Below are 24,991 nucleotides of genomic sequence, written 5' to 3' on the forward strand. Positions count from 1 at the left end.
GTGTTACAGGGAGCAATTTCACACCGAGAATCAGCCCAGTTGCCCGCTTGCCAAATGTTTCACTCGGCGTTTGACCTCTTCTTGCTTACCAGCATTGAATGGTCGTGCATCGGGGCTGCCCAGATAACCACACACCCGGCGGGTGACTGACACTTTCGACGGCTCGTGGTTACCGCATTTCGGGCAGGTGAAGCCTTTGCTGGTGCAGGAGAACTCGCCAGTAAAGCCGCATTCGTAGCACTCATCAATCGGCGTGTTGGTGCCGTAATAGGGGACTCGGCTGTAGCTGTAGTCCCAGACATCTTCCAGCGCCCGCAAGTTATGCTGCAAGTTAGGGTACTCGCCGTAACAGATGAAACCGCCGTTAGCCAATGGCGGATAGGGCGCTTCGAAATCCAGTTTGTCGTAGGGATTCACTTTCTTCTCGACATCCAGATGGAAGCTATTGGTGTAGTAACCTTTGTCTGTCACGCCCTCGACCACGCCAAACTCAGCGGTATCAAGGCGGCAGAAGCGATCACACAGATTTTCACTTGGCGTGCTGTACAGGCTGAAGGCGTAGCCGGTTTCCTCTTTCCAGCTATCGGTGGCTTGTCTCATACGCTCAACGATCGCCACGGCTTTTTCACGTAACTTTTCATCATCAAAGACATGGGCCTGATGACCAAACAGCGCATTAACGGTTTCATGAATACCGATAAAGCCCAGTGAGATGGATGCGCGGCCGTTTTTAAAGATTTCAGAAATATTGTCGTCCGCCTGTAAGCGCACACCGCAAGCCCCCTCCATATACAAAATAGGTGCGACCCGCGCTTTGATCCCTTCCAGACGGGCAATGCGGGTCATCAGGGCTTTTTTGGCTAACAGCAGGCGCTCATCCAGCATATGCCAGAATTTATCTTCATCGCCTTTGGCTTCCAGCGCGATACGCGGCAGGTTAAGGCTGATTACCCCCAGATTGTTACGGCCATCATGGATCTGTTTACCCTCCTCTTCGTAAACCCCGAGGAAGCTGCGGCAGCCCATCGGCGTTTTAAAGGAGCCAGTGACTTTCACTACTTGGTCATAATTCAGAATGTCGGGATACATGCGCTTGGTGGCGCACTCCAGCGCTAACTGTTTGATATCGTAGTTAGGATCGCCAAATTTGTGATTGAGGCCATCGCGGATAGCAAACACCAGTTTCGGGAAGACGGCCGTTTTACGGTTTTTGCCTAGACCCGCAATGCGGTTACGCAAAATAGCCTGCTGGATCATGCGCGACTGCCAACTGGTGCCCAGCCCGAAACCGAAGGTGACAAAGGGCGTCTGGCCATTAGCGGTGTGCAGGGTATTGACTTCATACTCCAGTGACTGGAAGGCGTCGTAACACTCTTTCTCGGTGCGCGACATGGCATAACCGGCGGCATCCGGGATCTGCCACTCTTGCGCCACAGATTTATGCTTATTGAAACTTTCTGTGACGAACGGAGCCAGAATTTCATCGATACGGTTGATGGTTGTGCCGCCATAGATATGGCTGGCAACCTGCGCGATAATTTGTGCCGTGACAGCGGTGGCCGTCGAGATGGATTTCGGTGGCTCGATCTCCGCGTTGCCCATTTTAAAGCCCTGCGTCAACATGCCATCGAGGTCAATCAACATGCAGTTGAACATCGGGAAGAAGGGCGCGTAATCCAGATCGTGATAGTGGATCTCACCGCGTTCATGGGCCAGTACTACATCGCGCGGCAAGATATGCTGTTTGGCGTAGTGTTTGGCGACAATACCGGCCAGCAGGTCGCGCTGTGTCGGGATCACTTTACTGTCTTTATTCGCATTTTCGTTCAGCAGCGCTTTGTTGCTTTGCTCCACTAAACCCCGGATTTCCTGATTCAGGCGACCCCGCAGTTCCCGCGAGATATCTCGGTCATGGCGATACTCGATATAGGCTCGGGCTAGCTGCTTGTATTGACCGGCCATCAATTGGTTTTCGACCGCATTTTGGATATCGCGGATATCAACCTTCGGCTGGTTCTCCATCGTCTGAGCGACCACCCGGGCAACAGTTGCACAATAATCTGCGTCCACAACGCCAACAGCTAAAGCTGCGCGCTCGACGGCTTCCTTGATCCGCACCTCATCAAAAGGCACCTGACAACCGTCCCGTTTAATCACTACTGTTTTCACGATATCGCTCCTGTATCCTGCCGCGTAGGGTTATCCACAAGGCCATCTCACAAGCCGACCCGCAGTACATAAGGGTTGCGAGGGGGTGTGGATGGTTTTGTGGATAACTACTACATATAGGTATCTTTTCTCTCACAAGCACTATATATGGGTGGTGATAAACAAAATTGACGTAGAGCAAGGAAAATGGCGTTAGGGTTATTTGCTGTTCAGTTGAGGAGATTTGCATTTTTTATAGGGGCGGGTGAAAGGTTGATTGTGTCTGAGGTTGATGGCGTCTGATTTCGGTTGATAAATCTTTGTCGGCAATATCTCTATTGCGCTCAAGGTCAAAAAAGAAGATCAAAATCCGATCTGGGGTTTTGACTTTGATGTTAAAAGCACATTTGAGCTGCCGAGAGAAGAGTGAAGGCAAGGAAAACGGGCAGGACGCCCGTTTTAGGCGTCATGAGCAGGGATGCGAATAAAGCCGTCCGTCAGCCGAAACGATGAGTGGAGGGCACCCACGAAGTGGGCAAGCGATACGTGCGCAAGCGCGGGGATTCCACAAGGGGTCACGCGCTTGTGACCTCTTTGGCGGTTGAGGCATTGAAGGTCAAGTGAGCACCAATCTCATGTCAACCGAACCGAACACTGAACCGAAACAATGATCCGATCTTCCCTCTCCTAACACCGAAGCCTAATCCCCCTTTACCCCATAAAATGTTCCGCCAACTCCAAATCCCGCCGCGAGAACTCCCTCACTATCTTGCCACTCTCCATCATGGCTGCGCGCTCAGACATATGGGCCACCACGTCACTGTCGTGGCTCACCAGCAAATAGGTCATGCCGTGTTCGCGTTTCAAATGGTTGAGCAGATTGAGGATCTCAGCCTGAACCGACATATCTAGCGCCGAGGTGGGTTCATCGAGCAGCAGCAGTTTTGGCCGCAATAGCAGGGCGCGGGCGATGGCAATGCGCTGGCGCTGACCGCCGGAGAACTGATGGGGATAACGCAGCGCCGCAGAGGCGGGCAGGCCCACTTGCGCCAAGGCTTGATCAATCCGCTGCTGAATATGTTTCTCGCCGTGAATTTTTAACGGCTCACCCAGTGTGCGCTGAATATTATGCTGGGGGTGGAGTGAGGCATAGGGGTCTTGAAACACCATCTGCACCTCTTTGCGCAGTAGTCCGGTGAAGCGCTGCCCCGGCTGCAACGGCTTACCCAGCAAGGTAATCTCGCCTTGCCACTCCCGCTGCAACCCCGCCAGTGTGCGTAGCACGGTGGATTTGCCACAGCCGGATGCGCCGATCAGGCTGAAAGTCTCGCCCTCTTCAACCGCAAAGCTGACCGATTCAACGGCAGTTTTCACCTGATTCTTCTGGGCAAAACTGACCCGTAGGTTATTGACTTCAATCAGTGCCACGGGAGCCTCCAGAAAAATCCGCGCTGCGATCCAATACCGGCAGGTCAGTGCCATAGGTGCTGGCATTCGGGCGGCAAGCCCACAGGGTATGGGTATAGGGGTGGGCCGAGTGCGGCAGCTCGGCGGCCAGCCCTTGATCCACCAATTTCCCCTGATACATCACTAACACGCGGTGGCAATGCTCTGAGACCAATGGCAGGTCATGGCTGATCAGCAGCAAACTCATATTGCGCTGCTCGGTCTGCTCGACGATCAACTCAAGGATTTGGTTACGGAGCTTGGCATCCAAGGCCGATGTTGGCTCGTCAGCAATCAATACGCGGGGGTTATTCACCAACGCAATGGCTAACATCGCCCGCTGCCCCATGCCACCAGAGAGTTGGCCGGGGTATTGGTCGTAGGCGCTCTCATTTAATCCGACGGAGGCCAGCGCATTTAAGACCCGCTCACGGGTGTCAGCACCGGAAAGTGAATTGTGCAGCAGCAGGGACTCTTCGATCTGTTTGCCCACCGTGCGTACCGGATTCAAGGCATAGCGGGGATCTTGCAGCACCATCGCGATCTCTTTACCGCGCAGTGCGCCCCACTGTTTCGGCTTCAACTGTAATAAATCGTGCTCGATAACCTGACCGGGTTCTCCCTGATCATCGGTATTATCGGCGAAATAGCTCAGTTTTTTGGCGCTGACTCTCCCCGGAGAGCGGACTAACCCCATTAGCGCTCTGGCGGTAATGGATTTGCCGGAGCCTGATTCGCCCACTAACGCCACCCGCTCGTGGCCGAGGTGGAAGGAGATATTATCCACCACCCGCTGTTGCTGAAAATCGACACACAAATTCTCTACGGCAAAAATTTTATCAGTCATGGTGAGGGTCCAAAATATCGCGCAGGCCATCGCCTAACAGATTAAATGCCATGCTGCTGAGCAAGATAGCACAGCCCGGAATGGCGGCGATCCACCATTGGTCGAAGATAACCTGCATACCGTCAGCAACCATCGAACCCCATTCGGACATGGGCGGCCGAGCACCCAAACCGAGGAAACCTAACCCCGCCGCAGCCAAGATAATCCCGGCCAGATCCAATGCTAGCCGTACCACTGCTGAGGGGAGGCACAGGGGTAAAATATGGCCCCACAGCAGGCGTAACCCCTTGATACCCATCATCTCTGCCGCCGCCAGATAGTCACTTTGGCGCAATAGTTGAATCTCGGCGCGCGCTTGACGGGCATAGGCTGGCCATGTGGTCAGTGCCAATGCCAATGCGCCATTAATTAAACCGGGGCCGAGCATCGCCACAAAAGCAAAGGCCAGAATCAGCCGTGGCATCGACATCACTACATCCGTGACGCGCATCAGAATACGTTCGAGCCAGCCGCCGTAATAGCCGGAAAGCACCCCAACCAGCAGCCCGAGCGGCAGTGTGATCACTGTGACCAACAGCACCAAACCCAGTGTTGGCCGGGTGCCATAAATCAGGCGCGACAGCATATCGCGGCCATAGCTGTCAGTCCCCAGCCAGTGCCCAGCGGCACCGGGCGGCAACAATCGGTCAGCGGCGTTTTGCCAGTTAGGATCTTGGGGGGCAAGCCACGGCGCGAAAATCGCAATAATCACCAGCAAGGAGAGAATAAATAGCCCAATGCTGGTGGAGGGGGAGCGCTTTAGCGCGTGGCGGATTTTTGTTAGAGGCATAATAAGTGTTATCGACATATCAGCGCGTTCTCGGGTCCAGCAAGCGGACCAGCAGATCCGTTACATTGTTAATCAAAATAAAGCACATGCCGAGCAGCAAGGTTCCCCCCATAATGGCGGTAGTGTCTCCGGCAAACAGGGCGCTGGTCAGGTAGCGGCCAATCCCCGGCCAGGCAAAGACTGTTTCGGTTAACACCGCGCCCTCTAACATGCTGGTGTAGGCCAGCGCAATCACAGTGAGCAGGGTGCCACGGATATTCGGCAGCACATGCATCAGTAGAATGCGCATCTCACCCGCACCTTTGGCTCTCGCCAGTGTGATGTACTCTTTATTCAGTTCACTCAAGCAGGCCGAACGGGTCAGGCGGGTGATGCTGGCTAGCGCATAGTAAGAGAGTAGGGCAACTGGCAAAATCAAGTGGGCGAGGGCATTGCCAAAAGCTCCGCTATCGCCAGAACGCCAAGTGTCGATCAGGGCAAAACCGGTTTTCGCTTCCACGGTATATTGATAAATATCATCGAGGCGACCGGGGCCGGGGCTCCATTGCAGCCGGGCATAAAACAGCAATAGCATCAGCAAGCCAAGCCAGAAGATAGGCACCGAGTTACCCAGCAAGGTGATAAAGCGAATCGTGGCATCCAGCTTGCTGCCTGCCCAGCGGGCGCACAATAAGCCGAGGATAACCCCGAGGGTGGCACCAATAATTAGCGATAGTGTCGCCAGTTCCAGTGTCGCGGGGAAAACGGTGAGCAAATCTTGCAGTACCGGCTGACCGCTGGCGCTGGCAAGCCCCAAATCGCCATGGGCTAACTGCACCAAATAGTGCCAGAACTGCACCGCTAATGGTTGATCCAGCCCGAGCTGGTGCTTTACCTGCTGATAAGTGGCTTCACTGGCGTGGTCGCCGACGATTTGCAGCACCCGATCCACGGGCGACATGGCCGACAGGAAGAAGGTGATCACCAGTAGACCGAATAGGGTTAGGGCCAGAGTCAATAATCCCTGTAAAAACCCCCAAAGACGACGCCGGGATAGGGTTCCCGGCGTTTGATTTAGTGCGACAGACATCGACTACCAACCTACTTATATTTCATAAAACTTTATTGATAAGTCAGCGAGGCTATATCCAAAGTTATTGGTGTTGCAGGTGCGCGTAACTCACACCCCTGCAACTTCAAGCACGCAGGGAATACCTTATTTACTGACACGGTCATAGTAGACCATATCTGCATTCAGCCCCTGTTGATAGCCCTTAACATTATCTCGCAGCACAACTTGTGCTTTGGCTTGATCAATAAAGATGTAAGGCGAGTTCTGTTGCAGCTCTTGTTGCAACTGGGTGTAGAGCGCGGTGCGCTTCGCCGGGTCCGCTTCCGCCACGGCGGCCAATGTCTGCTTATTCAGCTCAGGAATGACCCAGCCATTTAAGCCCGCCACGGTGCTGCTCTTACCATCATTATAGGCAAAGGCGCTGGCATTGGAGTGCGCATCAAAGTAATCCGGAATCCATAAGCGGATAGCGGACTGATGTTGTTTGGCACGGACTCGGCCATAGACCTGACTGCCCGCGGCAGGCAGTAACACCAGTTTCACGCCACCTTGGGCAAAGCTGGCCTGTAGTGATTGGGCGATGGTGATAAACGGCGGTTTGTTCTCAACATCCAGCGTCAAAGTCGCATCTTTAATGCCCGCTTTGGTCAGAATCTCTTTGGCTTTAGCGGGATCAAAGGTAAACGGATTGCTCTCTAGCGCGCCCGGTAAACCGACTGGCAGGAAGCTTTGATGCACGAAATATTGGCCTTTCAGCAGATCTTTGGTAATGCCCTGATAATCAACCAAATAGCGTGCAGCCTGCCAGAATTCGGGTTTGCTCAGCAGCGGGTTGGCTGGGTTTGCGGTGTTAAAGACCAAGTAGTTTTGCTCCGCAGAGGGGATCTCAACCACTTTGACGCCCGCTTCTGTTTTCAGCGCGGCAGTCTGGTCTGGCCCTAACTCACGGGCGATATCGGCATCACCTTGCTGGATCAGTAGGCGGCGAGCGCTTGGATCCGGCACGTTTTTGATAATGATATTTTTAATCAGCGGCTTATCACCCGGCGATGTTGGGTTGGCATCCAACACGATGGCCTGATGCGGCTGATAAACACGCATTTTAAATGGGCCGCTGCCCGCTGAATGCATTTTCAGCCAAGCATTGCCGTAATCGTTCTCTTTCACATTCGCGGTCACCGCTTTTTTATCCACAATGGAGGCGATTGGCGTTGATAAGATATTCAGGGCAACGGCGGGGCTGACATCGGCGCTCCAGCTCAGTTGCACGGTATTTTTGTCGATCTTTTTCAGGTGTTGATCGATATTGCTCGCATCCCAACCCAGCACGTTAAGAATAAAGGCCGGTGAGCGGTTCATTTTGATGGCGCGAGTGAAGGAGAAAATTACGTCATCGGCTTGTACCGGATTGCCGGATGAAAACACAGCGTCTGGGCGCAATTTCACGGTGAGGGTTTTGGCAGCGGCGTCGCCTTGCCAGCTCTCAGCCAGAATCGGCACAATTTTTTCCGGGTTATCACGATCGGCTTGTATCAGGCGTTGATAGAGACTTGGCACGGTCTGAATGCTAGACAGCTCATTACTTTCTGCTGGGTCCAGACTGACGATATCATCCAGGGATTGCACGACAACCAGCGTATCCGGCGGCGTTGCTGCTAGTGCGCTGCCAGATAGTGCTGTCAAAACCAATAATGACAGAATTTTAGCTTTCATTGAGACTCCCTGAAATGGATTCGGCCACCCATGCTTTTCGCATTGATGGCAAGTAGATACCGTTAACATTGCTAGGAAATTATTGTTTTTTCGACTATTTCATCGCAGTTTCTCACGATAGTGGCTTTGCTGTCTGTGGTCAAAGTCTCAACAGTTATTTGTTATAACAATAAGTGATAAAGAAGTATTACAGAAACGTAATAATTATGAGGGCATTTTGGATTGGGAGTCGAAACCGGCTATTTTTTTGGCGAAATCTTTCCACGCCTTGAACAGTGAAATGGTTATAATGGAACGTTATTTCATTTTACTGACACGAAAGGGAAAGCCATGATTACCGGAAATATTCATCATTTGGAATTGTTGCCTTATTTGCCTACGCAATTGAAAGACGCCATTGAATATGTGAAAAGCCATATCACCGCAGAAACCCCTTTGGGTAAGCATGATATTGATGGCAATAATCTGTTCGTGCTGATTTCCAATGACAGCACGGATTATCTGGAGAATCGTCGAGCGGAATATCATGCCAAGTATCTGGATATCCAGATTATTTTGGCTGGTATTGAGGGGATGACCTTCAGTAATCAGCCTGCGGGCAAGCCCGATACTGACTGGTTGGCGGACAAAGATATTGCTTTTTTACCAGCGGGTGTCGATGAGAAGCAAATTGTACTGCAAGCTGGTGATTTTGTGGTGTTCTATCCCGGTGAAGTGCATAAACCATTGTGTGCCGTTGGTGAGCCGGCACATGTGCGTAAGGCCGTCGTTAAGGTGTTTGTTAAATAGGCTATTTTACTTGCTATTTTGGACGCAAGCAGTGCTCGAAATACTCACGTACTACGTGTACGCTCCGTTTTCTCCGCGCTGGTTGCGTCCAAACTATCTGCGCCAATAACGCCTATCGATTGGGTGGGAAAGGATTAAGGGCCAATAATGAATCGGCCCTTGGGTCATGCAAAAAATCGCGTATTTTTATGCTTGGCTGAGGGTGGCAACCATTACCGCTTTGATGGTGTGTAGGCGGTTTTCGGCCTGATCAAACACGATGCTGTGAGCGGATTCAAACACTTCGTTGGTGACTTCCATCCCGTCCGGTAAGTTGTACTGCTCTGCCATCTGTTTACCCAGCAGAGTTTGGTCATCGTGGAATGCGGGCAGGCAGTGCAGGAACTTGACCTGCGGGTTGCCCGTTAGCTTCACCACATTCATATTGACCTGATAAGGTTTTAGCAGTGCCACGCGTTCGTGCCAGACGGTTTTTGGCTCCCCCATCGAGACCCAAACGTCGGTGTAGAGGAAATCAGCGCCTTTCACGCCTTCGGCAATATCTTCTGTCAGGGTGATTTTTCCGCCCGTTTTTTTCGCCTGCGCCTGACAATCTGCCACCAGTTGGGCCTCCGGCCAGCACGCTTTTGGTGCGACCAGACGTAAATCCATCCCCACCAGTGCGGCGGCTTCTAACATACTGTTACCCATGTTGTTGCGTGCATCGCCGAGATAGGCAAATTTCATTTCACTCAACGGCTTACTCGGCAGGTGCTCCTGCATGGTTAATAAATCCGCCAGTAGCTGAGTCGGGTGGAATTCATTGGTCAGTCCATTCCACACTGGCACCCCCGCATATTCAGCCAATGTTTCAACCACTTGCTGGCCGTGACCCCGATACTGGATACCGTCATACATGCGACCTAATACACGGGCGGTATCCTTAATTGACTCTTTATGCCCAATTTGGCTCCCTCCTGGGCCGAGGTAAGTCACGCGCGCACCTTGATCATATGCGGCAACTTCGAAAGAGCATCGAGTACGGGTCGAGTCTTTTTCGAAGATGAGCGCGATATTCTTACCTACCAGTTTTTGCTGCTCACAGCCGGATTTCTTGGCTTGCTTTAGCTCAGCCGCCAAATCCAGCAGGGCCGTAATCTCGGTGGGGGTAAAATCTAGTAACCTTAGAAAGTGACGTTTGTAGAACTGACTCATAGTGCTCATAGCTTGCATCCTGAATAGTCTAATTGAATTTAAATTCAATTTATACGTATAAATATGCAAACACAACCCCCATCAATAAATCTTTCTCGTTTATAGTGGAGGCAACCGCGTGGGTGTGGGAAAATAGCGCCATACTAAGCCCATTGACTGAGGATAAAGGCATGGCAAACCGCGAAATGCTAGACGAACAACGTGACGAGACCCGCCTAATCATCGAAGAACTGCTGGACGATGGTAGCGATCCCGATGCGCTGTACACGATTGAACACCACCTTTCTGCTGAAAAGTTCGAAGTGTTGGAAAAGGCCGCTGTTGAAGCCTTCAAGCTAGGTTACGAAGTGACCGATGCAGAAGAGCTGGAAGTGGAAGATGGCTCTCTGGTGATGTGCTGTGATGTGATCAGTGAAGTGGCTCTGAATGCTGAAATCATTGATGCGCAGGTTGAGCAGCTTATTGCACTGGCTGAAACCTGTGGCGTAAATTACGACGGCTGGGGTACTTACTACGAAGATCCTAACGCAGAAGATGATGAAGACGGCGAGTTCGACGACGAAGAGTTGGTTGATGAAGACGACGACGGTAAGCGCCACTAATATCCCCGTCGTCCTTGACGCTACAGCTGTGTTAGCGGCACTCGCTTACCCGAATCACTGACTTGAGTCAGCTCATCGGGATTTACTCGTTTGCTGCCTTGCTGTAACACCAATGACTTTGGGGAATTTATTAGGGAGTAATGCAGCTCAGACTGCTGACAAAACCCGAGAACTCGATCTGGAGTGAAGAGGATAGGCAGAAGAGTAAAGCGTCCGCGCCAAGGATGGCGCGGCTCGAGCCATCAGGGACGATTTTACGGCGTCTTTACGATCTGGCTGTTCTCTCCGCTATGGGCACATTGTCATTAACTTCAGGGTGCAGAGACTAAAGCGCTTTCAGCATCGTGACTTCACAATCCACATGACCGGTGTTGCCCATCGGCCCGTCGATATGCTCAAAACCCAATCTTTCATATAAGCCCACAGCGCTGGTTAGGCTGGCGGTGGTTTCCAGATAGCAGCGGCCAAAGCCCTGCTGGCGAGCAAACTCTAGCGCCTGTAATGCCAATTGCTTCGCTAAACCTTTACCGCGCAAGATTGGCAAGAAGTACATCTTTTGCAACTCACACAGATCGGTTTCACCACCCGATAAGGGGGCAACACCACCACCACCGGCAATATTACCGTCGATTTCAATCACCCAGTAAGCGCTACGCGGCTGGCTATACAGCTCATATAAGTGATCCAGATTCGGGTCAGACACGGTATAGCCCTTATCTGCGCTCAGGCCAAACTCAGCCGAGACGTCGCGGATAACATTGGCGATAGCGAGATTGTCTGCTGCGGTGATAGGGCGCACCAGCAGACGGATAGGTGTGGCTATAGTCATGCTCTATAAACCCAAAGGTAATATCTTAGTAATAATCTGTAATACCATCTATACCCGTCATACTTCAAGCTGTATGTGCGATGGTTGCACTCACTCGCCAGAATATGACACTGAATTAAGGCCATAAAAAACTGGGGGCCAGATTGTCATGGCCCCCAGTGAGTGCTTACTTCATGTCAGATTGAATTACAGTGCGGCGATAGTCGCTTGCTGCTCAATTAACTTCTGTTTGGCTTCAGCACAGGCGGCCATTCTCTCGCGCTCTTTGGCAACCACGGCTTCTGGCGCGCGCGCCACAAAACCTTCGTTACTCAATTTGCTTTCGATGCGCTCAATTTCCGCTTCCAGCTTCGCCACTTCTTTTGCCAGACGATCCAACTCGGTGGCTTTATCAATTAAGCCAGCCATTGGGATCAGCACCTCTGCACCTTCAACCAGCTTGGTCACTGAGACTGGGCCTTTATCACCTTCAGCTAACAGGCTGAGAGAGGACAAACGAGCCAGCGACTGAATGAAGCTCTGGTTTTCCAGCACACGGCGTTGAGCTTCAGCACTCGCGCCACGCAGCATCACATCCAGCGGTTTACCCGGCGCGATGTTCATTTCTGCGCGGATATTACGCACGGCAATAATCGTCTGCTTGATCCACTCCAGATCACTCAGGGCTTTTTCATCAACCTGACTGGCATCGTATTCAGGGAAAGGCTGCAACATAATGGTGTCTGCAGTAATGCCTTTCAGGGTCTTAACCCGCTGCCAGATAGTTTCAGTGATGTAAGGCATGATAGGGTGCGCCAGACGTAGCAGCGCTTCCAGTACCTCAATCAGCGTATGGCGAGTGCCGCGCAGTTCAGCTTCTGAACCACTGTTCATGACCGGTTTGGTCAGCTCCAGATACCAGTCACAGAACTGGTTCCAAGTGAACTCATACAGAATACCGGCCGCCAGATCGAAGCGGTAAGTGTCCATCGCTTCGCGGTAGGCTTTGATGGTCTGATTGAATTCAGCCAGAATCCAGCGATCAGCCAGTGACAGCACCATTTCGCCGCCATTCTGCCCACAATCTTGCCCTTCGGTGTTCATCAGCACGAAACGGCTGGCGTTCCACAGCTTGTTACAGAAGTTGCGATATCCTTCCAGACGCTTCATGTCCCAGTTGATATCGCGGCCGGTGGAGGCCAGCGCTGCCAGCGTGAAGCGCAGGGCATCAGTACCGTGTGGCTCAATGCCGTTCGGGAACTGCTTCTCGGTGCGCTTACGGATTTTCTCCGCCAACTGCGGCTGCATCATGTTACCAGTACGTTTCTCCAGCAACGCCTCCAGTGAGATACCGTCAACCATATCCAGTGGGTCGATGACGTTACCTTTAGACTTAGACATTTTCTGCCCTTCGTCATCGCGGATCAGGCCCGTCATGTACACGGTTTTGAATGGCACCTGCGGCTTACCATTTTCATCTTTCATAAAGTGCATGGTCATCATGATCATGCGGGCAATCCAGAAGAAAATAATGTCAAAACCACTGACCACGACACTGGTCGGATGGAAAGTTTTCAGCGCTTCGGTCTGCTCAGGCCAGCCCAAAGTGGAGAAGGTCCACAGGCCAGATGAGAACCAAGTATCCAGCACATCTTCGTCTTGGCGTAAGGCGACTTCAGGGCCGAGGTTGTTTTCACGGCGAACTTCAGCTTCATCGCGGCCAACGTACACTTTACCCTGCTCGTCATACCAAGCGGGGATACGGTGGCCCCACCACAACTGACGGGAGATACACCAGTCCTGAATGTCGCGCATCCATGAGTAATACATGTTTTCGTACTGCTTGGGCACGAATTGGATCTCGCCATTTTCCACTGCTTCAATCGCCACTTTCGCTAGCGGGGCAGTGCGGACATACCATTGGTCGGTCAGCATCGGCTCAATCACCACGCCACCACGGTCGCCATAAGGCACCGTCAGGTCGTGTGGTTTAACCTCTTCCAGTAGGCCGAGCTTATCGAATTCTGCCACCACCGCTTTACGGGCAGCAAAGCGCTCAAGGCCTTGGAACTGCTCTGGAATAGCACCACTGCATGCATCGGTTGCTTCGCCATTTGTATCAAACACTTCTGCTTCTGCGCGGATATCACCGTCGAAAGTCAGAATGTTAATCATCGGCAGGGCGTGGCGCTTACCAACTTCATAGTCATTAAAGTCGTGGGCTGGCGTAATTTTCACGCAGCCAGTGCCTTTTTCCATATCGGCGTGTTCGTCACCGAGGATCGGAATGCGGCGGCCAACCAGTGGCAGGATCACTTCTTTACCGATCAGATCCTTATAACGCGGATCTTCTGGATTCACGGCAACACCGGTGTCGCCCAGCACGGTCTCCGGACGGGTGGTAGCCACGACCAGATAATCTTTGCCTTCAGCGGTTTTGGCTCCATCGGCCAGCGGGTAACGCAGATGCCACATCGAGCCTTTGGATTCGCGGTTTTCTACTTCCAGATCAGAGATCGCCGTGCGCAGTTTCGGGTCCCAGTTCACCAGACGTTTGCCACGGTAAATCAGGTCCTCTTTATGTAGACGGACAAACACTTCTTTCACTGCATTGGACAGGCCATCATCCATGGTGAAACGTTCGCGTTCCCAATCCACGGAGTTGCCTAAACGGCGCATCTGACGAGTGATAGTGCCGCCCGATTCGCCTTTCCACTGCCAGATTTTATCGATAAAAGCTTCACGGCCATAATCGTGGCGAGTCTTGCCTTCTTCGGCAGCAATTTTGCGCTCAACGACCATTTGGGTTGCGATACCGGCGTGGTCAGTCCCCGCTTGCCATAGGGTATTTTTCCCCTGCATCCGCTGGTAGCGAATCAAGGTATCCATGATGGTCTGCTGGAAAGCATGGCCCATATGCAGGCTACCGGTCACATTCGGCGGCGGGATCATGATGCAGTAGCTTTCTTTGCTGGTATCGCCGTTCGGCTTGAAATAACCCTGTTTTTCCCAGTGTTCATACAGCGGCTGTTCAATCTCTTGCGGGCTGTATGTCTTATCGAGGGACGGCTCAGTTTTGTCGATGCTAGAAGGTGTGTTTTCCATTTTCTTTTTATTTCAATGAGTTGGCGGCGTTGCCGTGGTCAAGTGGAAGCCGACGCTGCGATAAGACTTATATCGGTCGCGCGCCAACTGTTTCAAATTTTCTTCGTAAGGCACGAAGTCTACCACTTCATGGAAAGCGGTGGCAAAACCTGCGAACTCTGGCAGCAGGCTGATAAGCAGGTCGCGAGGGGAATTCCCACGCCGTTCTGGCCAAGCCAATTCAACGGGTGCGCCATATTTTGGCCCTTCACCGGCCAGATTGTGCGGCACAAATTGGTCAGGTGTGCGCTGCCACAGGGCTTCATCAAGCCGCTGGGCCTGCTCCTCACTCTCACAGGCGATCAGCACCCGTTTTCCCGCCCGCCAACGTTCAGCCGCAACTTCGCAGGCCAAGGCTTCATGAGCGCGCAGCTCACCGGCAGGCGTGTCGTGTTCGAGCAAATAAAAAGTGGCGTTTTTCATAGGTTCTCTACGACGTAAAAGGGCACAAAAGTGTGCCCTTAGAATAGCATGATGTATATCAAACGATTAATCGTCGCCGTTTAGCCCTGCGCGGTTAAGCAGGAACTGAGACAACAATGCGACCGGACGGCCTGTTGCGCCTTTGTTCTTGCCTGAGCGCCACGCCGTCCCAGCGATATCCAAGTGCGCCCAGCTATATTTACGGGTAAAGCGCGACAAGAAACAGCCCGCAGTAATGGCCCCACCGGCACGGCCACCAATATTGGCCATATCAGCAAAATTGGAGTCCAGTTGCTCGGCGTATTCATCGCCTAATGGCAAGCGCCATGCACGGTCACCCGCCTGCTCTGATGCCCCAATCAGCTCGTGAGCCAATGGGTTATGGTTCGACATCAGCCCGGTGATGTGATGGCCTAACGCCACTACGCACGCGCCGGTCAGTGTCGCGATATCAATCACCAGTTCAGGGTCGAAGCGCTCAACGTAGGTCAGTGCGTCACACAGCACCAGACGGCCTTCCGCATCAGTATTCAGCACTTCCACGGTCTGGCCAGACATGGTGGTCAGAACATCACCCGGGCGATAAGCGCGGCCACCCGGCATGTTTTCACAGCCCGCCAGCACGCCAATCACATTCAATGGCAGTTGCAACTCAGCCACGACGCGCATCACGCCATAGACTGTCGCCGCACCGCACATATCATATTTCATCTCATCCATGCCTTCGGCAGGTTTGATGGAGATACCACCGGAGTCGAAGGTCAGCCCTTTGCCGACCAGCACAATTGGCTTAGCGTCAGGGTTCGGATTACCCTTATATTCTATCACCGACATCAATGATTCGTTCTGCGAACCATGGCCAACCGCCAGATAAGAGTGCATACCCAGCTCTTTCATCTGCTGTTCGCCAATGACGCGAGTGACGATATTGGTGCTGAACGCATCGGCCAGTTGACGCGCCTGTGACGCCAAATACGCGGCGTTACAGATATTGGGCGGCATATTGCCCAAGTCTTTGGCGGCTTTGATCCCGGATGCTACTGCCAGACCATGCTGGATGGCGCGCTCACCGCTGGTCAGTTCGCGGCGTGTTGGCACATTGAACACCATTTTACGCAGCGGACGGCGAGGTTCAGTTTTATTACTTTTAAGCTGATCGAAGGTGTAAAGCGTCTCTTTAGCGGTTTCTATCGCTTGACGTACCTTCCAGTAAGTATTGCGGCCTTTGACATGCAGCTCAGTCAAGAAGCAGACCGCTTCCATTGAGCCGGTATCATTAAGGGTATTGATGGTCTTCTGGATCACTTGCTTGTACTGGCGTTCATCAAGCTCGCGCTCTTTGCCACAGCCAATTAACAAGATGCGCTCGGAGAGAATATTCGGCACATGGTGCAGTAACAGCGTCTGCCCGACTTTGCCTTCAAGTTCACCACGGCGCAATAAAGCGCTGATGTAGCCATCACTAATTTTGTCGAGTTGTTCGGCAATGGGAGATAGACGACGTGGTTCGAAAACGCCGACTACAATACAGGCACTGCGCTGTTTTTCCGGGCTGCCGCTCTTTACACTGAACTCCATGTACTCTCCTGAATCTTAAAGACAAAGGCGGGTGCACTCGCTAGAATGTAGCGCTCCGCAACGATCTCTACTCCGTTGTGTTAACGACGTGTGTTAACCTTAACGGTATAAGTTGTTTTGTTTTGGCGACTATAAGCATGTTCCTATAGGACACCTAAACGCTAGATGCTGTAATACTATTTTAGCCGTGAAGGTTGCCATATGATGAGAATAAATGGCGGATTAACGATGAAACTATCGATTTTCCTGCAAAAAGACAAGTTTTCACAGGCGTATTAGCGTGATCATCATTAGATATCTGGTACGGGAAACACTTAAGAGCCAAATTGCGATTCTGTTCATCCTGCTATTAATCTTCTTTAGCCAGAAGTTAGTACGGATATTAGGCGCTGCGGTTGACGGTGAAATCCCAACAAATCTGGTTTTATCCCTTTTGGGGCTCGGTGTGCCGGAAATGGCACAACTTATCTTGCCATTAAGCCTATTCCTTGGCTTGTTGATGACTTTGGGCAAATTGTATACGGAGAGTGAAATCACCGTGATGCACGCCTGCGGCATGGGCAAAAAATCCCTGATTATGGCGGCCTTGATTCTGGCACTAGGGACCTCGGCACTGGCGGCGGTCAATACCATCTGGCTTGGTCCTTGGTCGTCCAAACATCAAGACGAAGTGCTGAATGACGCCAGAGCTAACCCTAGCCTCGCCGCATTGGCAGGCGGGCAGTTTAAATCCTCAACCGATGGCAATTCAGCCTTATTTATCGGTAATGTGACGGGCAAAGAGTTCAACCGCGTGTTTTTAGCACAATTGCGGCCAAACGGTAATCAACGCCCTTCCGTGGTCGTGGCCGACAGCGGCCACATGACCGAGCGGCCTGACGGTTCGCAAGTGGTTATCCTAAACAAAGGCACTCGCTATGAGGGTACCGCGCTGCTGCGCGATTTCCGCATCACCGATTTTGTCGACTATCAGGCCATTATTGGGCATCAGGAAGTGCAGCAAAACAGCAATGTGGCTGAGCAGATGACCATGAAACAACTGTGGCGCTCGAATGAAGCAGACGCCCGCGCAGAGTTTCACTGGCGTCTGACACTGATTGTGTCGGTGGTTATCATGGCGCTGCTGGTCGTGCCGCTAAGTGCGGTCAACCCGCGCCAAGGCCGCGTCCTGAGTATGCTGCCCGCGATGTTGCTCTATTTAATTTTCTTCCTATTGCAAAGCTCCCTGCGCTCAAATGCAGGTAACGGCAAGCTAGACCCGCTACTCTGGATGTGGACCGTGAACGGTACTTATTTGGCGATTGCGGTGATATTGAACCTGTGGGATGGCCTGCCGGCTCGTAAGTTACGTGCTCGATTGAGAGGTGCTGCCTGATGTTTGGTGTATTAGACCGTTATATCGGACGGACTATCCTCAATACCATCCTGATGACACTATTCATGCTGGTATCGTTGTCCGGCATCATCAAGTTTGTCGATCAGTTACGTAAAGTCGGGCAGGGCGATTACTCAGCGGCATCCGCTGGCATGTACACCTTGCTCAGTGTCCCTAAGGATATCGAGATATTCTTCCCGATGGCGGCGCTGTTAGGCGCATTGCTGGGTCTTGGTTCACTAGCGACGCGCAGTGAGCTGGTGGTCATGCAGGCATCAGGATTCACTCGTATGCAAATCGCTGCTTCAGTGATGAAAACCGCCATTCCATTGGTGTTGCTGACCATGGCAATTGGTGAGTGGGTAGCACCGCAAGGCGAGCAGATGGCACGTAACTTCCGCGCACAACAGATGTACGGGGGTTCATTGCTCTCGACGCAATCTGGCTTGTGGGCAAAAGATGGCTCTGATTTTATCTATATTCAGCGGGTGTCGGGTGACAACGAGCTGACGGGCGTCAATATCTATCACTTTGATAAACAAGATCGTCTGCTTTCGGTGCGGTATGCGGCGACGGCGACCTATGAAAAAGACAATAAAATCTGGCGCTTATCGCAGGTTGATGAATCTGATTTAAGCAACCCCATTCAGGTGACGGGTTCGCAGACGTTAACGGGTGAGTGGAAGACCAATCTGACGCCAGAGAAGCTGGGTGTGGTTGCCATGAATCCAGATTCACTCTCCATCAGCGGGCTGCATGATTACAGCAAATACCTGCGGCAAAGTGGTCAGGAGTCAAGCCGCTACGAACTGAACATGTGGGGTAAGATATTTGCACCATTCTCGGTGGCGGTGATGATGCTGATGGCGCTGTCATTTATTTTTGGCCCACTACGAAGTGTGGCGATGGGTGTCCGAGTCGTCACCGGCATCTTCTTTGGCTTCGTATTCTACGTTTTGGATCAAATTTTTGGCCCATTGAGCTTGGTCTACAACATCCCGCCCGTCATTGGTGCACTGTTGCCGAGTATACTTTTCCTCCTAATCAGTGTTTATTTGCTACTAAAACGGCGTTGATGGCGGTTTTTTCAACACTTAGACTAAACTTGATTGGATAACAGTTGCATGCGGATCATTGGTAGGTATAATTCACCTCGTTCTCCGCATACTACTTCAGTGCCGAAGTGGCGAAATCGGTAGACGCAGTTGATTCAAAATCAACCGCCGCGAGGCATGCCGGTTCGATTCCGGCCTTCGGCACCATTAGTATGAAAATTAAGTCACCGCAAGGTGGCTTTTTTTTTGCCTGTCGTTCAGTCAAGTCCATTATCTTCCGTAAAAATCCATATAAAACAGTATCTAACCTTCTGGTGATTTTTGCCACTTCTCCATTCTGGTATTTTTACGTCCACTGACAGCCAATACTCCTGGGGGTCAAATTGGGGGTCAGCTCGGTGTGGAAAAGTCGTGACCCCCAAATATGCGCTAAATGCAGGTGATATCTGCTTTCGCGAAGTTATTAGCAGAGTTAGGTTGTAGTATCGGGGGTTATCGCTGCACAAAGGACATTTTGGGGTGTCCTTTGTGCAGCGATAATTTGGCATTGGTGTTTACTGTAAAGTTACTGATTAACATCATAATATTGTGGGTGTTTTTGTTTAATCTCTCTCCTTATCATCCGTTGACAGCTATAACGCTCCAATAGCATAGTGAGCGCCTTCTGGGATCTATATGGATGTGACCCCCTATGGCGCTGACCGATATGGCAATTCGAAATGCCAAACCCCGTACCAAAGCTTATAAACTCACCGATGCTCAAGGACTCTATCTACAGATACAGCCCGGAGGTGGCAAGCTCTGGTATCTTAAATTTCGTGTTGATGGAAAAGAAAGTCGCATTGCTTTTGGTGGCTATCCTGCGGTTAGTTTAGGGCAGGCTCGTGCTGAGCGAGATAAAGCGAAAGCGCTTATTGCACAAGGGATCAGCCCAACAAATAGGCGCGAACAAGAAAAAGAAATTATACAAAACACGCATACCTTTGAGTTGGTTGCCCGCGACTGGCATGCCAGTAACAAAAAATGGTCTGTGCAACACTCTGAGCGTGTGCTGCGTTACTTCGAAATGTATTTGTTTCCGGCTATTGGTAAGCGAAATATCGATGAGCTGAAAATCCGCGACCTGCTTACTCCCTTAAGAGTGGTTGAGCAAACGGGAAAATTGGATGTGGCCGCACGGCTGCAACAACGAATTACCTGTGTGATGCGTTACGCGGTACAGAACGGTTTAATCGAATATAACCCCGCACAAGACCTTGCTGGCGCTTTAGTCACCCGCAAGGCAACTCATCGTGCGGCTCTCCCTCTAGAACGCCTCCCAGAGCTTTTACTGCGCATGGATGACTACTGTGGCAGACCATTGACTCGCATGGCGGTAAGGCTTTGTCTGCTGGTATTTATTCGCTCAAGTGAACTACGGTTTGCCAGATGGGATGAAATTGATTTGGATAGAGCCTTATGGACACTGCCGGCAGAGAGGGAAGTGATTGATAAGGTCAGGTATTCGCACCGAGGCTCGAAAATGAAAACCCCTCATCTGGTGCCATTATCCGGGCAAGCGATTACTGTGCTTGAGCAGATTAAAGCATTAACCCAAGATGATAATCTGGTTTTTCCAGGTGATCATCATCCCAACCGCCCGATGAGTGAAAATACGATTAATAATGCGTTACGCCGCATGGGATACGATACCAAAACAGAAATCTGTGGTCATGGTTTCAGAACAATGGCCTGTAGTGCTTTGGTTGAATCAGGTATGTGGTCGCGTGATGCAGTAGAACGGCAGATGAGCCATCAGGAACGCAACAATGTTCGTGCGGCCTATATTCATAAAGCCGAACATATGGATGAAAGAAGGCTCATGGTGCAATGGTGGGCTGATTATTTAGATAAGTGTCGGGATGGGTATGTGGTGCCTTATGGGTTTAAATAATAACATTACTTAATCTTATGACATTAATTGGTTGTGGCAGTACCATTTTAATTAATTATTATGATTAATACGGAGACTAATATGGGAAAAGTAAATGAGTTTGGGTCTATTGCAAATAACTTAAAAAAATATTTTTATTATGTATTAAAATTATCACCTTTGTGTGTTGTTTTTTCTGTTCTAGTTGTTTGGGGGTATTTAGGGCATTTTTCACGTCTAGACTTGTTAATGGGTTCTGTAGGTAATAATACGACTCTTCTTTCAATATTTTTTTCGTTTGTCTTTGTGTCGGTGTTTATTTCAATTATAATTATGCTCCCAAGCATTAACTTGATGTCACTTTCTTATTTTACTCATGAAAGCTATATAACTAGCACAAAAAGAATGCCACTAATCACATTGTTAACATCAATGTCAATGTTGGGTTTTATCTTTATTTTCTCTTCCGATTCATTCTCTTCTTTTTTAAGTAGACATAGTTATATAGACAGTGTTGTATCTTATATAGGAGAGCCGTTTCGCTCGTTGCTTTTGTCTTTCTTTGTTTCTGTGGTTATTACCTGTATTAGGTTGAAAGTAAAGAATAGCCATAATAACATACACACTGGTTTTATTAAAGTCGTAAAAGTAACAGGTTCCATTATTATTACCTCGTTTATATGTTTTGTTTCATCTCTCTCGATAATTATGTCTATATCTATTGTTATTATGAGTATTGATGGTCATACCCTTTCTTCTTTCATATATGCCTTTTTATTTCTATCTTTTTATTCATTACTTTCATTGTTTCCCGCTATGGTTTTTTATTCAAGAAATTACTCAACAAGTAGTAAGGGTCTTCTTGATGCTAAAAAATTAAAAGAATTTGTTTTTTCTGTTATGGTCTCACTGTTTTTTATTGTTTTAATTTGGCCTAATGGGTTTCTATTTATGGGTTCTAATGTTTTCAGTGCGATAGGGGTACTAGATAAAAGAGTCCATTATTATAATGTGACATCTGATAAGTATTATAAGGAGCTTTTTCCTCAATCAATATGGGATACCCGCTCTCTGAGTGGAAAGGAAGATTTTTTTATTAAGGCTGTTAATATGTTTTCACTTAATGGGGTAAATCTTATTTGCCCTACATATGTGGAAAATCTCAGAAAAAAAACATTAGTTTCAAGCTTTGATGAGTTCCCTCCAAAGCAGGATAAGTATCTTGTTGAGCATTTCAAATCTATGACTAAAGGTTGTGTAGTTCTCGGTAATGATGAATTCAAACAGTGGGATACAATTATGGATGCAAATGGTGATTTTAAAAGTAAATAATGCAGTGAGCCAGTTATAGTACCGGCTGATCCAAGCCCTTACACAAAAGGTAATCACTGCTCCCCCGAGAACAGGTCGCTAGCAGGACCTCAACTTTTTGCATCATGTCCGGCGAGCAGCAGAATCCCGTTTTTTCTCTGGCGGGAGCTGTTGGGGTTAAACCGATTAAGCGGGAAATCTCTCTGGCCGCCTGAATAATTCCGCATTGCCGTACACGGCTGACCAAATCCTCGTTGGCGGTGGTACTAAAAAAAGGGGGGACTACATGTCTGTTTGATTTTGCTACGTTGAATACGGGCTGAGTAAAAAATCCTATAAGGCACGTATCTTGCGCACCTTGTTTTTTAATATATTGTTTTAAAATGGGAATTATTCTTCCAGATATTAAAAATGCCATCATTATTAATGGTGGGAATCAAAGGGTGGATATACCAGCGGGATAATTTGTATGGTTCAGGTGCTGATGGATTGCTCATTTAAGAGAGATTATCCGTTATTTAATGCAAAAATTTTAACTGCGAGCTTGGTTCCAGTAATCAAGGGTTTTACACTGTGTCATCTTTAAAAAGCAGCAACCAAAAATTCATCCCCTAAGAAAGTAGGGTCCTTACTGTTATACCTAAGGCAGGAGCCATGACTAGTCGCCCGCAGATGATTATTAATGTTCTTCAGGCTAATCCTGATGAACAATTCACCGCTCGTCAGCTTGCTCAAAAGATCATAGATCACTATGGTGCAGAGCTTGCAGACAAGCGCCAAAACCCTCGTTTTGCCAGCGATGAAGATTTCTTGAGTCAAATAGCAGCTGAAGTCGGTGGGAGCAGAACTGTTCAGGCTAAAGCAATGTGTCTTCAGGTTATGACGCGTGACAAGCCTCGGCCTAGACTATTCTACTGGGGTAAGGAAATTGATGATGGTTTGCAACAAGAGTCATCTTTTGATATTGCACCGACTCCATCTGCTGAGACTGTAAGTTTTTCTGAGCATGCCCTTTACCCACTTTTGATTGATTACCTTTCTGAGGAAGAGGAATTGCTTTGCCGTCGTATCGATGAAAAGCGTTCAAGCAATAATAAAGGCCTTGGAGCAAACCACTGGCTTTAATGTCGCGAGAAAAGTCTTCACGAGAATCGATAAGATGTACCGTTAATCCTCGGGCGGTAAATTCATGATGTGCCTGTTGTAATAAATCCAGCCGATCGATAATAAAATAGAATTTGGGGATCACCTGTTTTTGTTGAAAATAATTCGTCAAGAAACTCACATTGTAATAGGCCAGTGCCGTTTTGCCGCTACCTTGAGTATGCCAAATGATCCCTTTTTTGATTCCTGCATCTAGTTTACGTGCTATTGCCTTTGTAGCAAACAACTGTGGGTAGCGCATGATGTGTTTTTCAAGCCCTAGAGACTCTGTAACATAAACCAGTGCATAACGCAGAATAAATGCCAAGCGGCCACGGCTCAGGAGTGAGGTACAAATACGATTAGTTGGTCGATTATGATCTTTGTTGGTCTGGAACTCAGGGCTGTTGCGAATCACTTCGAGGTTATTGTCTTTCAAAACAACCCGTTCAGTTTCTTCAGACAACGGATTTAACATTGCTGTCAGATCAAAAATCTCCTCTTCACGGAAATAGTTGAACATGGGCTTATGGTATGAACTGCTGGCGTAGAACGCTCCCTGAATCGGTTCCAGATCACTGTCGTCATACTCCATGTTGTTGGAGAAAATCATAAACTGGGTGATGTTGGCAAAACGCCTAAATTTCAGGTTTTGAAAACGTTCATTGATGCGATTTCGTTCATCAATAATGCCTTCCCGGTTATTTGGCTTTTTAACTTCGATGAAGACCAATGGCATGCCATTAATTAGCAAAGTGATATCAGGACGGAATTCTTCATCGCCATTGACACAAGTTAGCTCGGTAACAACATGGAAGCTATTATTATTGAAATTCTCAAAATCGATAAGTTTTATATTAGAACGGTCAGTGAGCTTTTCGAAAAATGCGCGTCCTAAATCTTCATTATCAAGTAAGAGTGTTATCTCTTTCAGAAAACGCTCGACATCATCTGGGGTTGTACTGGGATTGATCTTGGCAATAGCGGCTTTAAAGATTTCAGGGAAAATATTAGTTCCTTTGTCCCAATTTTGTCCTTTGAGTGATAGATAGGTATAACCCAATCTAATGAGGTGAAGAATCGTTGGAATCTTTACACGAGTATCTTCAGTAAATTTCCCTATTTTGTTAGTAGCTATCATTCCTCAGGTGTCCTCTCAAGCAATTTGCTTATGTCGTATTGGAAGAGAGCACAAAGTTTGTCTACCGCCTCCCAATCAACCTTCTGAACAGTTTCTTTGTATATCAGCGTTATTGCATTGCGGCTGATGCTAGTTTCTTTAACTACATTAGCGATGTGTATTTATGCTTACCCATTAGTCGGGCGAGATAGCCACGGATCATTATTGTCCTGCTATGCAAACGTGTTAATGGCTATCAGAACACTATACGGCTTTTTAGGCTTACCGAACATTTTTTCAGGTCAACTCAAAAATTTCGTGATTAGGTGAGTTTTTTAGTTCTCAAGGTAATAGTTAGCGTTCGTAACCTTGTGCCTAATGACTTGGTTTGCCAGCAATGAAGGCCATATTCAGGTGTTCAATGTTATTTCTCGCGCCATTGAGGATACTGTGCTGAGCCAGATAGAAAAGTAGATTCAGAAAGTTGATGAATCTCCAATATC

Annotated in this window: 18 protein-coding genes, 1 tRNA gene and 2 pseudogenes; 7 read left to right on the forward strand and 14 right to left on the reverse strand. The window is 49.4% G+C overall.

Features of this window, described 5'->3' with window-relative positions; translation table 11 throughout:
• Positions 1–30 precede the first annotated feature (30 nt).
• The 6 genes from nrdD to HRD69_RS08245 form a co-directional block, all read right to left on the reverse strand.
• The gene (gene nrdD / locus HRD69_RS08220; RefSeq protein WP_004877861.1) at positions 31–2,169 is read right to left on the reverse strand and encodes an anaerobic ribonucleoside-triphosphate reductase; all 2,139 of its coding nucleotides are present in this window, start codon (positions 2,167–2,169) and stop codon (positions 31–33) included.
• Between the two features lie 690 nt (positions 2,170–2,859).
• Positions 2,860–3,576, reverse strand: a complete 717-nt coding sequence (locus tag HRD69_RS08225) for an ABC transporter ATP-binding protein (RefSeq protein ID WP_032815614.1) — start codon at positions 3,574–3,576, stop codon at positions 2,860–2,862.
• Complete coding sequence (locus tag HRD69_RS08230; protein WP_032815612.1) at positions 3,563–4,441, reverse strand: ABC transporter ATP-binding protein; 879 nt, start codon at positions 4,439–4,441, stop codon at positions 3,563–3,565. The genes HRD69_RS08225 and HRD69_RS08230 overlap by 14 nt, the downstream gene beginning before the upstream one ends.
• A complete protein-coding gene (locus tag HRD69_RS08235) occupies positions 4,434–5,270 on the reverse strand; it encodes an ABC transporter permease (RefSeq protein WP_004878098.1) in 837 nt (278 codons plus the stop codon). The genes HRD69_RS08230 and HRD69_RS08235 overlap by 8 nt, the downstream gene beginning before the upstream one ends.
• Before the next feature lie 19 nt (positions 5,271–5,289).
• The gene (locus tag HRD69_RS08240) at positions 5,290–6,339 is read right to left on the reverse strand and encodes an ABC transporter permease (protein ID WP_004878096.1); all 1,050 of its coding nucleotides are present in this window, start codon (positions 6,337–6,339) and stop codon (positions 5,290–5,292) included.
• Between the two features lie 126 nt (positions 6,340–6,465).
• Positions 6,466–8,034, reverse strand: coding sequence for an ABC transporter substrate-binding protein (locus HRD69_RS08245; protein WP_004878094.1), 1,569 nt, complete (start codon positions 8,032–8,034; stop codon positions 6,466–6,468).
• A 330-nt stretch (positions 8,035–8,364) separates the two neighbouring features.
• On the opposite strand from HRD69_RS08245, the gene HRD69_RS08250 reads away from it, so the two are divergent.
• Entirely contained in the window at positions 8,365–8,823 is a 459-nt protein-coding gene (locus HRD69_RS08250) for a NanQ anomerase/TabA/YiaL family protein (protein ID WP_004878093.1), read from the forward strand.
• Between the two features lie 186 nt (positions 8,824–9,009).
• Here HRD69_RS08250 and argF read toward each other — a convergent pair whose 3' ends face one another.
• On the reverse strand, positions 9,010–10,017 hold the full coding sequence (argF, locus tag HRD69_RS08255) for an ornithine carbamoyltransferase (RefSeq protein ID WP_032815615.1): 1,008 nt from the start codon (positions 10,015–10,017) through the stop codon (positions 9,010–9,012).
• Between the two features lie 170 nt (positions 10,018–10,187).
• Here argF and rraB point away from each other — a divergent pair, with 170 nt between their 5' ends.
• Positions 10,188–10,619 (forward strand): ribonuclease E inhibitor RraB, encoded by a 432-nt coding sequence (rraB, locus tag HRD69_RS08260; protein WP_032815611.1) that lies wholly within the window; start codon positions 10,188–10,190, stop codon positions 10,617–10,619.
• A gap of 325 nt (positions 10,620–10,944) precedes the next feature.
• Here the strand turns inward: rraB and HRD69_RS08265 are convergent, their stop codons facing one another.
• The 4 genes from HRD69_RS08265 to pepA all read right to left on the reverse strand — a co-directional run bounded on the left by HRD69_RS08265 (position 10,945) and on the right by pepA (position 16,572).
• Positions 10,945–11,448 carry a GNAT family N-acetyltransferase gene (locus tag HRD69_RS08265; RefSeq protein ID WP_004878252.1) on the reverse strand — a complete coding sequence of 168 codons (504 nt, stop codon included), beginning with the start codon at positions 11,446–11,448 and terminating at the stop codon, positions 10,945–10,947.
• A gap of 186 nt (positions 11,449–11,634) precedes the next feature.
• Positions 11,635–14,532, reverse strand: a complete 2,898-nt coding sequence (locus HRD69_RS08270) for a valine--tRNA ligase (protein WP_172984611.1) — start codon at positions 14,530–14,532, stop codon at positions 11,635–11,637.
• A 12-nt stretch (positions 14,533–14,544) separates the two neighbouring features.
• On the reverse strand, positions 14,545–14,994 hold the full coding sequence (locus HRD69_RS08275; RefSeq protein WP_004876875.1) for a DNA polymerase III subunit chi: 450 nt from the start codon (positions 14,992–14,994) through the stop codon (positions 14,545–14,547).
• 66 nt (positions 14,995–15,060) lie between these two features.
• Positions 15,061–16,572 (reverse strand): leucyl aminopeptidase, encoded by a 1,512-nt coding sequence (pepA, locus tag HRD69_RS08280; RefSeq protein WP_004876874.1) that lies wholly within the window; start codon positions 16,570–16,572, stop codon positions 15,061–15,063.
• A gap of 280 nt (positions 16,573–16,852) precedes the next feature.
• Between pepA and lptF the strand changes: the two genes are divergently transcribed.
• The 5 genes from lptF to HRD69_RS08305 all read left to right on the forward strand — a co-directional run bounded on the left by lptF (position 16,853) and on the right by HRD69_RS08305 (position 22,246).
• Positions 16,853–17,947 (forward strand): LPS export ABC transporter permease LptF, encoded by a 1,095-nt coding sequence (gene lptF / locus HRD69_RS08285; protein WP_004876873.1) that lies wholly within the window; start codon positions 16,853–16,855, stop codon positions 17,945–17,947.
• A complete protein-coding gene (gene lptG, locus HRD69_RS08290) occupies positions 17,947–19,023 on the forward strand; it encodes an LPS export ABC transporter permease LptG (RefSeq protein WP_032815274.1) in 1,077 nt (358 codons plus the stop codon). Before lptF ends, lptG begins: the two co-directional genes overlap by 1 nt.
• Before the next feature lie 101 nt (positions 19,024–19,124).
• Positions 19,125–19,209: transfer RNA gene (locus tag HRD69_RS08295), tRNA-Leu, on the forward strand.
• 484 nt (positions 19,210–19,693) lie between these two features.
• Positions 19,694–20,935 carry a tyrosine-type recombinase/integrase gene (locus tag HRD69_RS08300; RefSeq protein ID WP_004876872.1) on the forward strand — a complete coding sequence of 414 codons (1,242 nt, stop codon included), beginning with the start codon at positions 19,694–19,696 and terminating at the stop codon, positions 20,933–20,935.
• An 81-nt stretch (positions 20,936–21,016) separates the two neighbouring features.
• A complete protein-coding gene (locus HRD69_RS08305) occupies positions 21,017–22,246 on the forward strand; it encodes a hypothetical protein (protein WP_152412112.1) in 1,230 nt (409 codons plus the stop codon).
• Positions 22,247–22,265: 19 nt separating this feature from the next.
• Here HRD69_RS08305 and HRD69_RS20775 read toward each other — a convergent pair.
• From HRD69_RS20775 to HRD69_RS08315, 3 genes and pseudogenes are all read right to left on the reverse strand, one after another.
• A pseudogene (locus HRD69_RS20775) lies at positions 22,266–22,475 on the reverse strand (DNA primase); the annotation flags it as partial.
• A gap of 804 nt (positions 22,476–23,279) precedes the next feature.
• Positions 23,280–24,509: pseudogene (locus tag HRD69_RS08310) on the reverse strand (type I restriction endonuclease); the annotation flags it as partial.
• Entirely contained in the window at positions 24,506–24,670 is a 165-nt protein-coding gene (locus HRD69_RS08315; RefSeq protein ID WP_425330491.1) for a helix-turn-helix domain-containing protein, read from the reverse strand. The pseudogene HRD69_RS08310 and the gene HRD69_RS08315, both read right to left, overlap by 4 nt.
• Positions 24,671–24,991 lie beyond the last annotated feature (321 nt).

It is taken from the genome of Yersinia mollaretii ATCC 43969 (assembly GCF_013282725.1).
GTDB classification, from domain to species: domain Bacteria; phylum Pseudomonadota; class Gammaproteobacteria; order Enterobacterales; family Enterobacteriaceae; genus Yersinia; species Yersinia mollaretii.

Excerpts from the sequence above, each read along its gene's own strand:
- argF (WP_032815615.1), bottom strand. The coding sequence starts at position 10,017 with ATGAGTCAGTTCTACAAACGTCACTTTCTAAGGTTACTAGATTTTACC.
- HRD69_RS08275 (WP_004876875.1), bottom strand. The coding sequence starts at position 14,994 with ATGAAAAACGCCACTTTTTATTTGCTCGAACACGACACGCCTGCCGGT.
- lptG (WP_032815274.1), top strand. The coding sequence starts at position 17,947 with ATGTTTGGTGTATTAGACCGTTATATCGGACGGACTATCCTCAATACC.
- HRD69_RS08270 (WP_172984611.1), bottom strand. The coding sequence starts at position 14,532 with ATGGAAAACACACCTTCTAGCATCGACAAAACTGAGCCGTCCCTCGAT.
- HRD69_RS08230 (WP_032815612.1), bottom strand. The coding sequence starts at position 4,441 with ATGACTGATAAAATTTTTGCCGTAGAGAATTTGTGTGTCGATTTTCAG.
- HRD69_RS08240 (WP_004878096.1), bottom strand. The coding sequence starts at position 6,339 with ATGTCTGTCGCACTAAATCAAACGCCGGGAACCCTATCCCGGCGTCGT.
- HRD69_RS08245 (WP_004878094.1), bottom strand. The coding sequence starts at position 8,034 with ATGAAAGCTAAAATTCTGTCATTATTGGTTTTGACAGCACTATCTGGC.
- HRD69_RS08250 (WP_004878093.1), top strand. The coding sequence starts at position 8,365 with ATGATTACCGGAAATATTCATCATTTGGAATTGTTGCCTTATTTGCCT.
- HRD69_RS08265 (WP_004878252.1), bottom strand. The coding sequence starts at position 11,448 with ATGACTATAGCCACACCTATCCGTCTGCTGGTGCGCCCTATCACCGCA.
- HRD69_RS08235 (WP_004878098.1), bottom strand. The coding sequence starts at position 5,270 with ATGCCTCTAACAAAAATCCGCCACGCGCTAAAGCGCTCCCCCTCCACC.
- HRD69_RS08300 (WP_004876872.1), top strand. The coding sequence starts at position 19,694 with ATGGCGCTGACCGATATGGCAATTCGAAATGCCAAACCCCGTACCAAA.
- rraB (WP_032815611.1), top strand. The coding sequence starts at position 10,188 with ATGGCAAACCGCGAAATGCTAGACGAACAACGTGACGAGACCCGCCTA.
- pepA (WP_004876874.1), bottom strand. The coding sequence starts at position 16,572 with ATGGAGTTCAGTGTAAAGAGCGGCAGCCCGGAAAAACAGCGCAGTGCC.
- HRD69_RS08305 (WP_152412112.1), top strand. The coding sequence starts at position 21,017 with ATGGGAAAAGTAAATGAGTTTGGGTCTATTGCAAATAACTTAAAAAAA.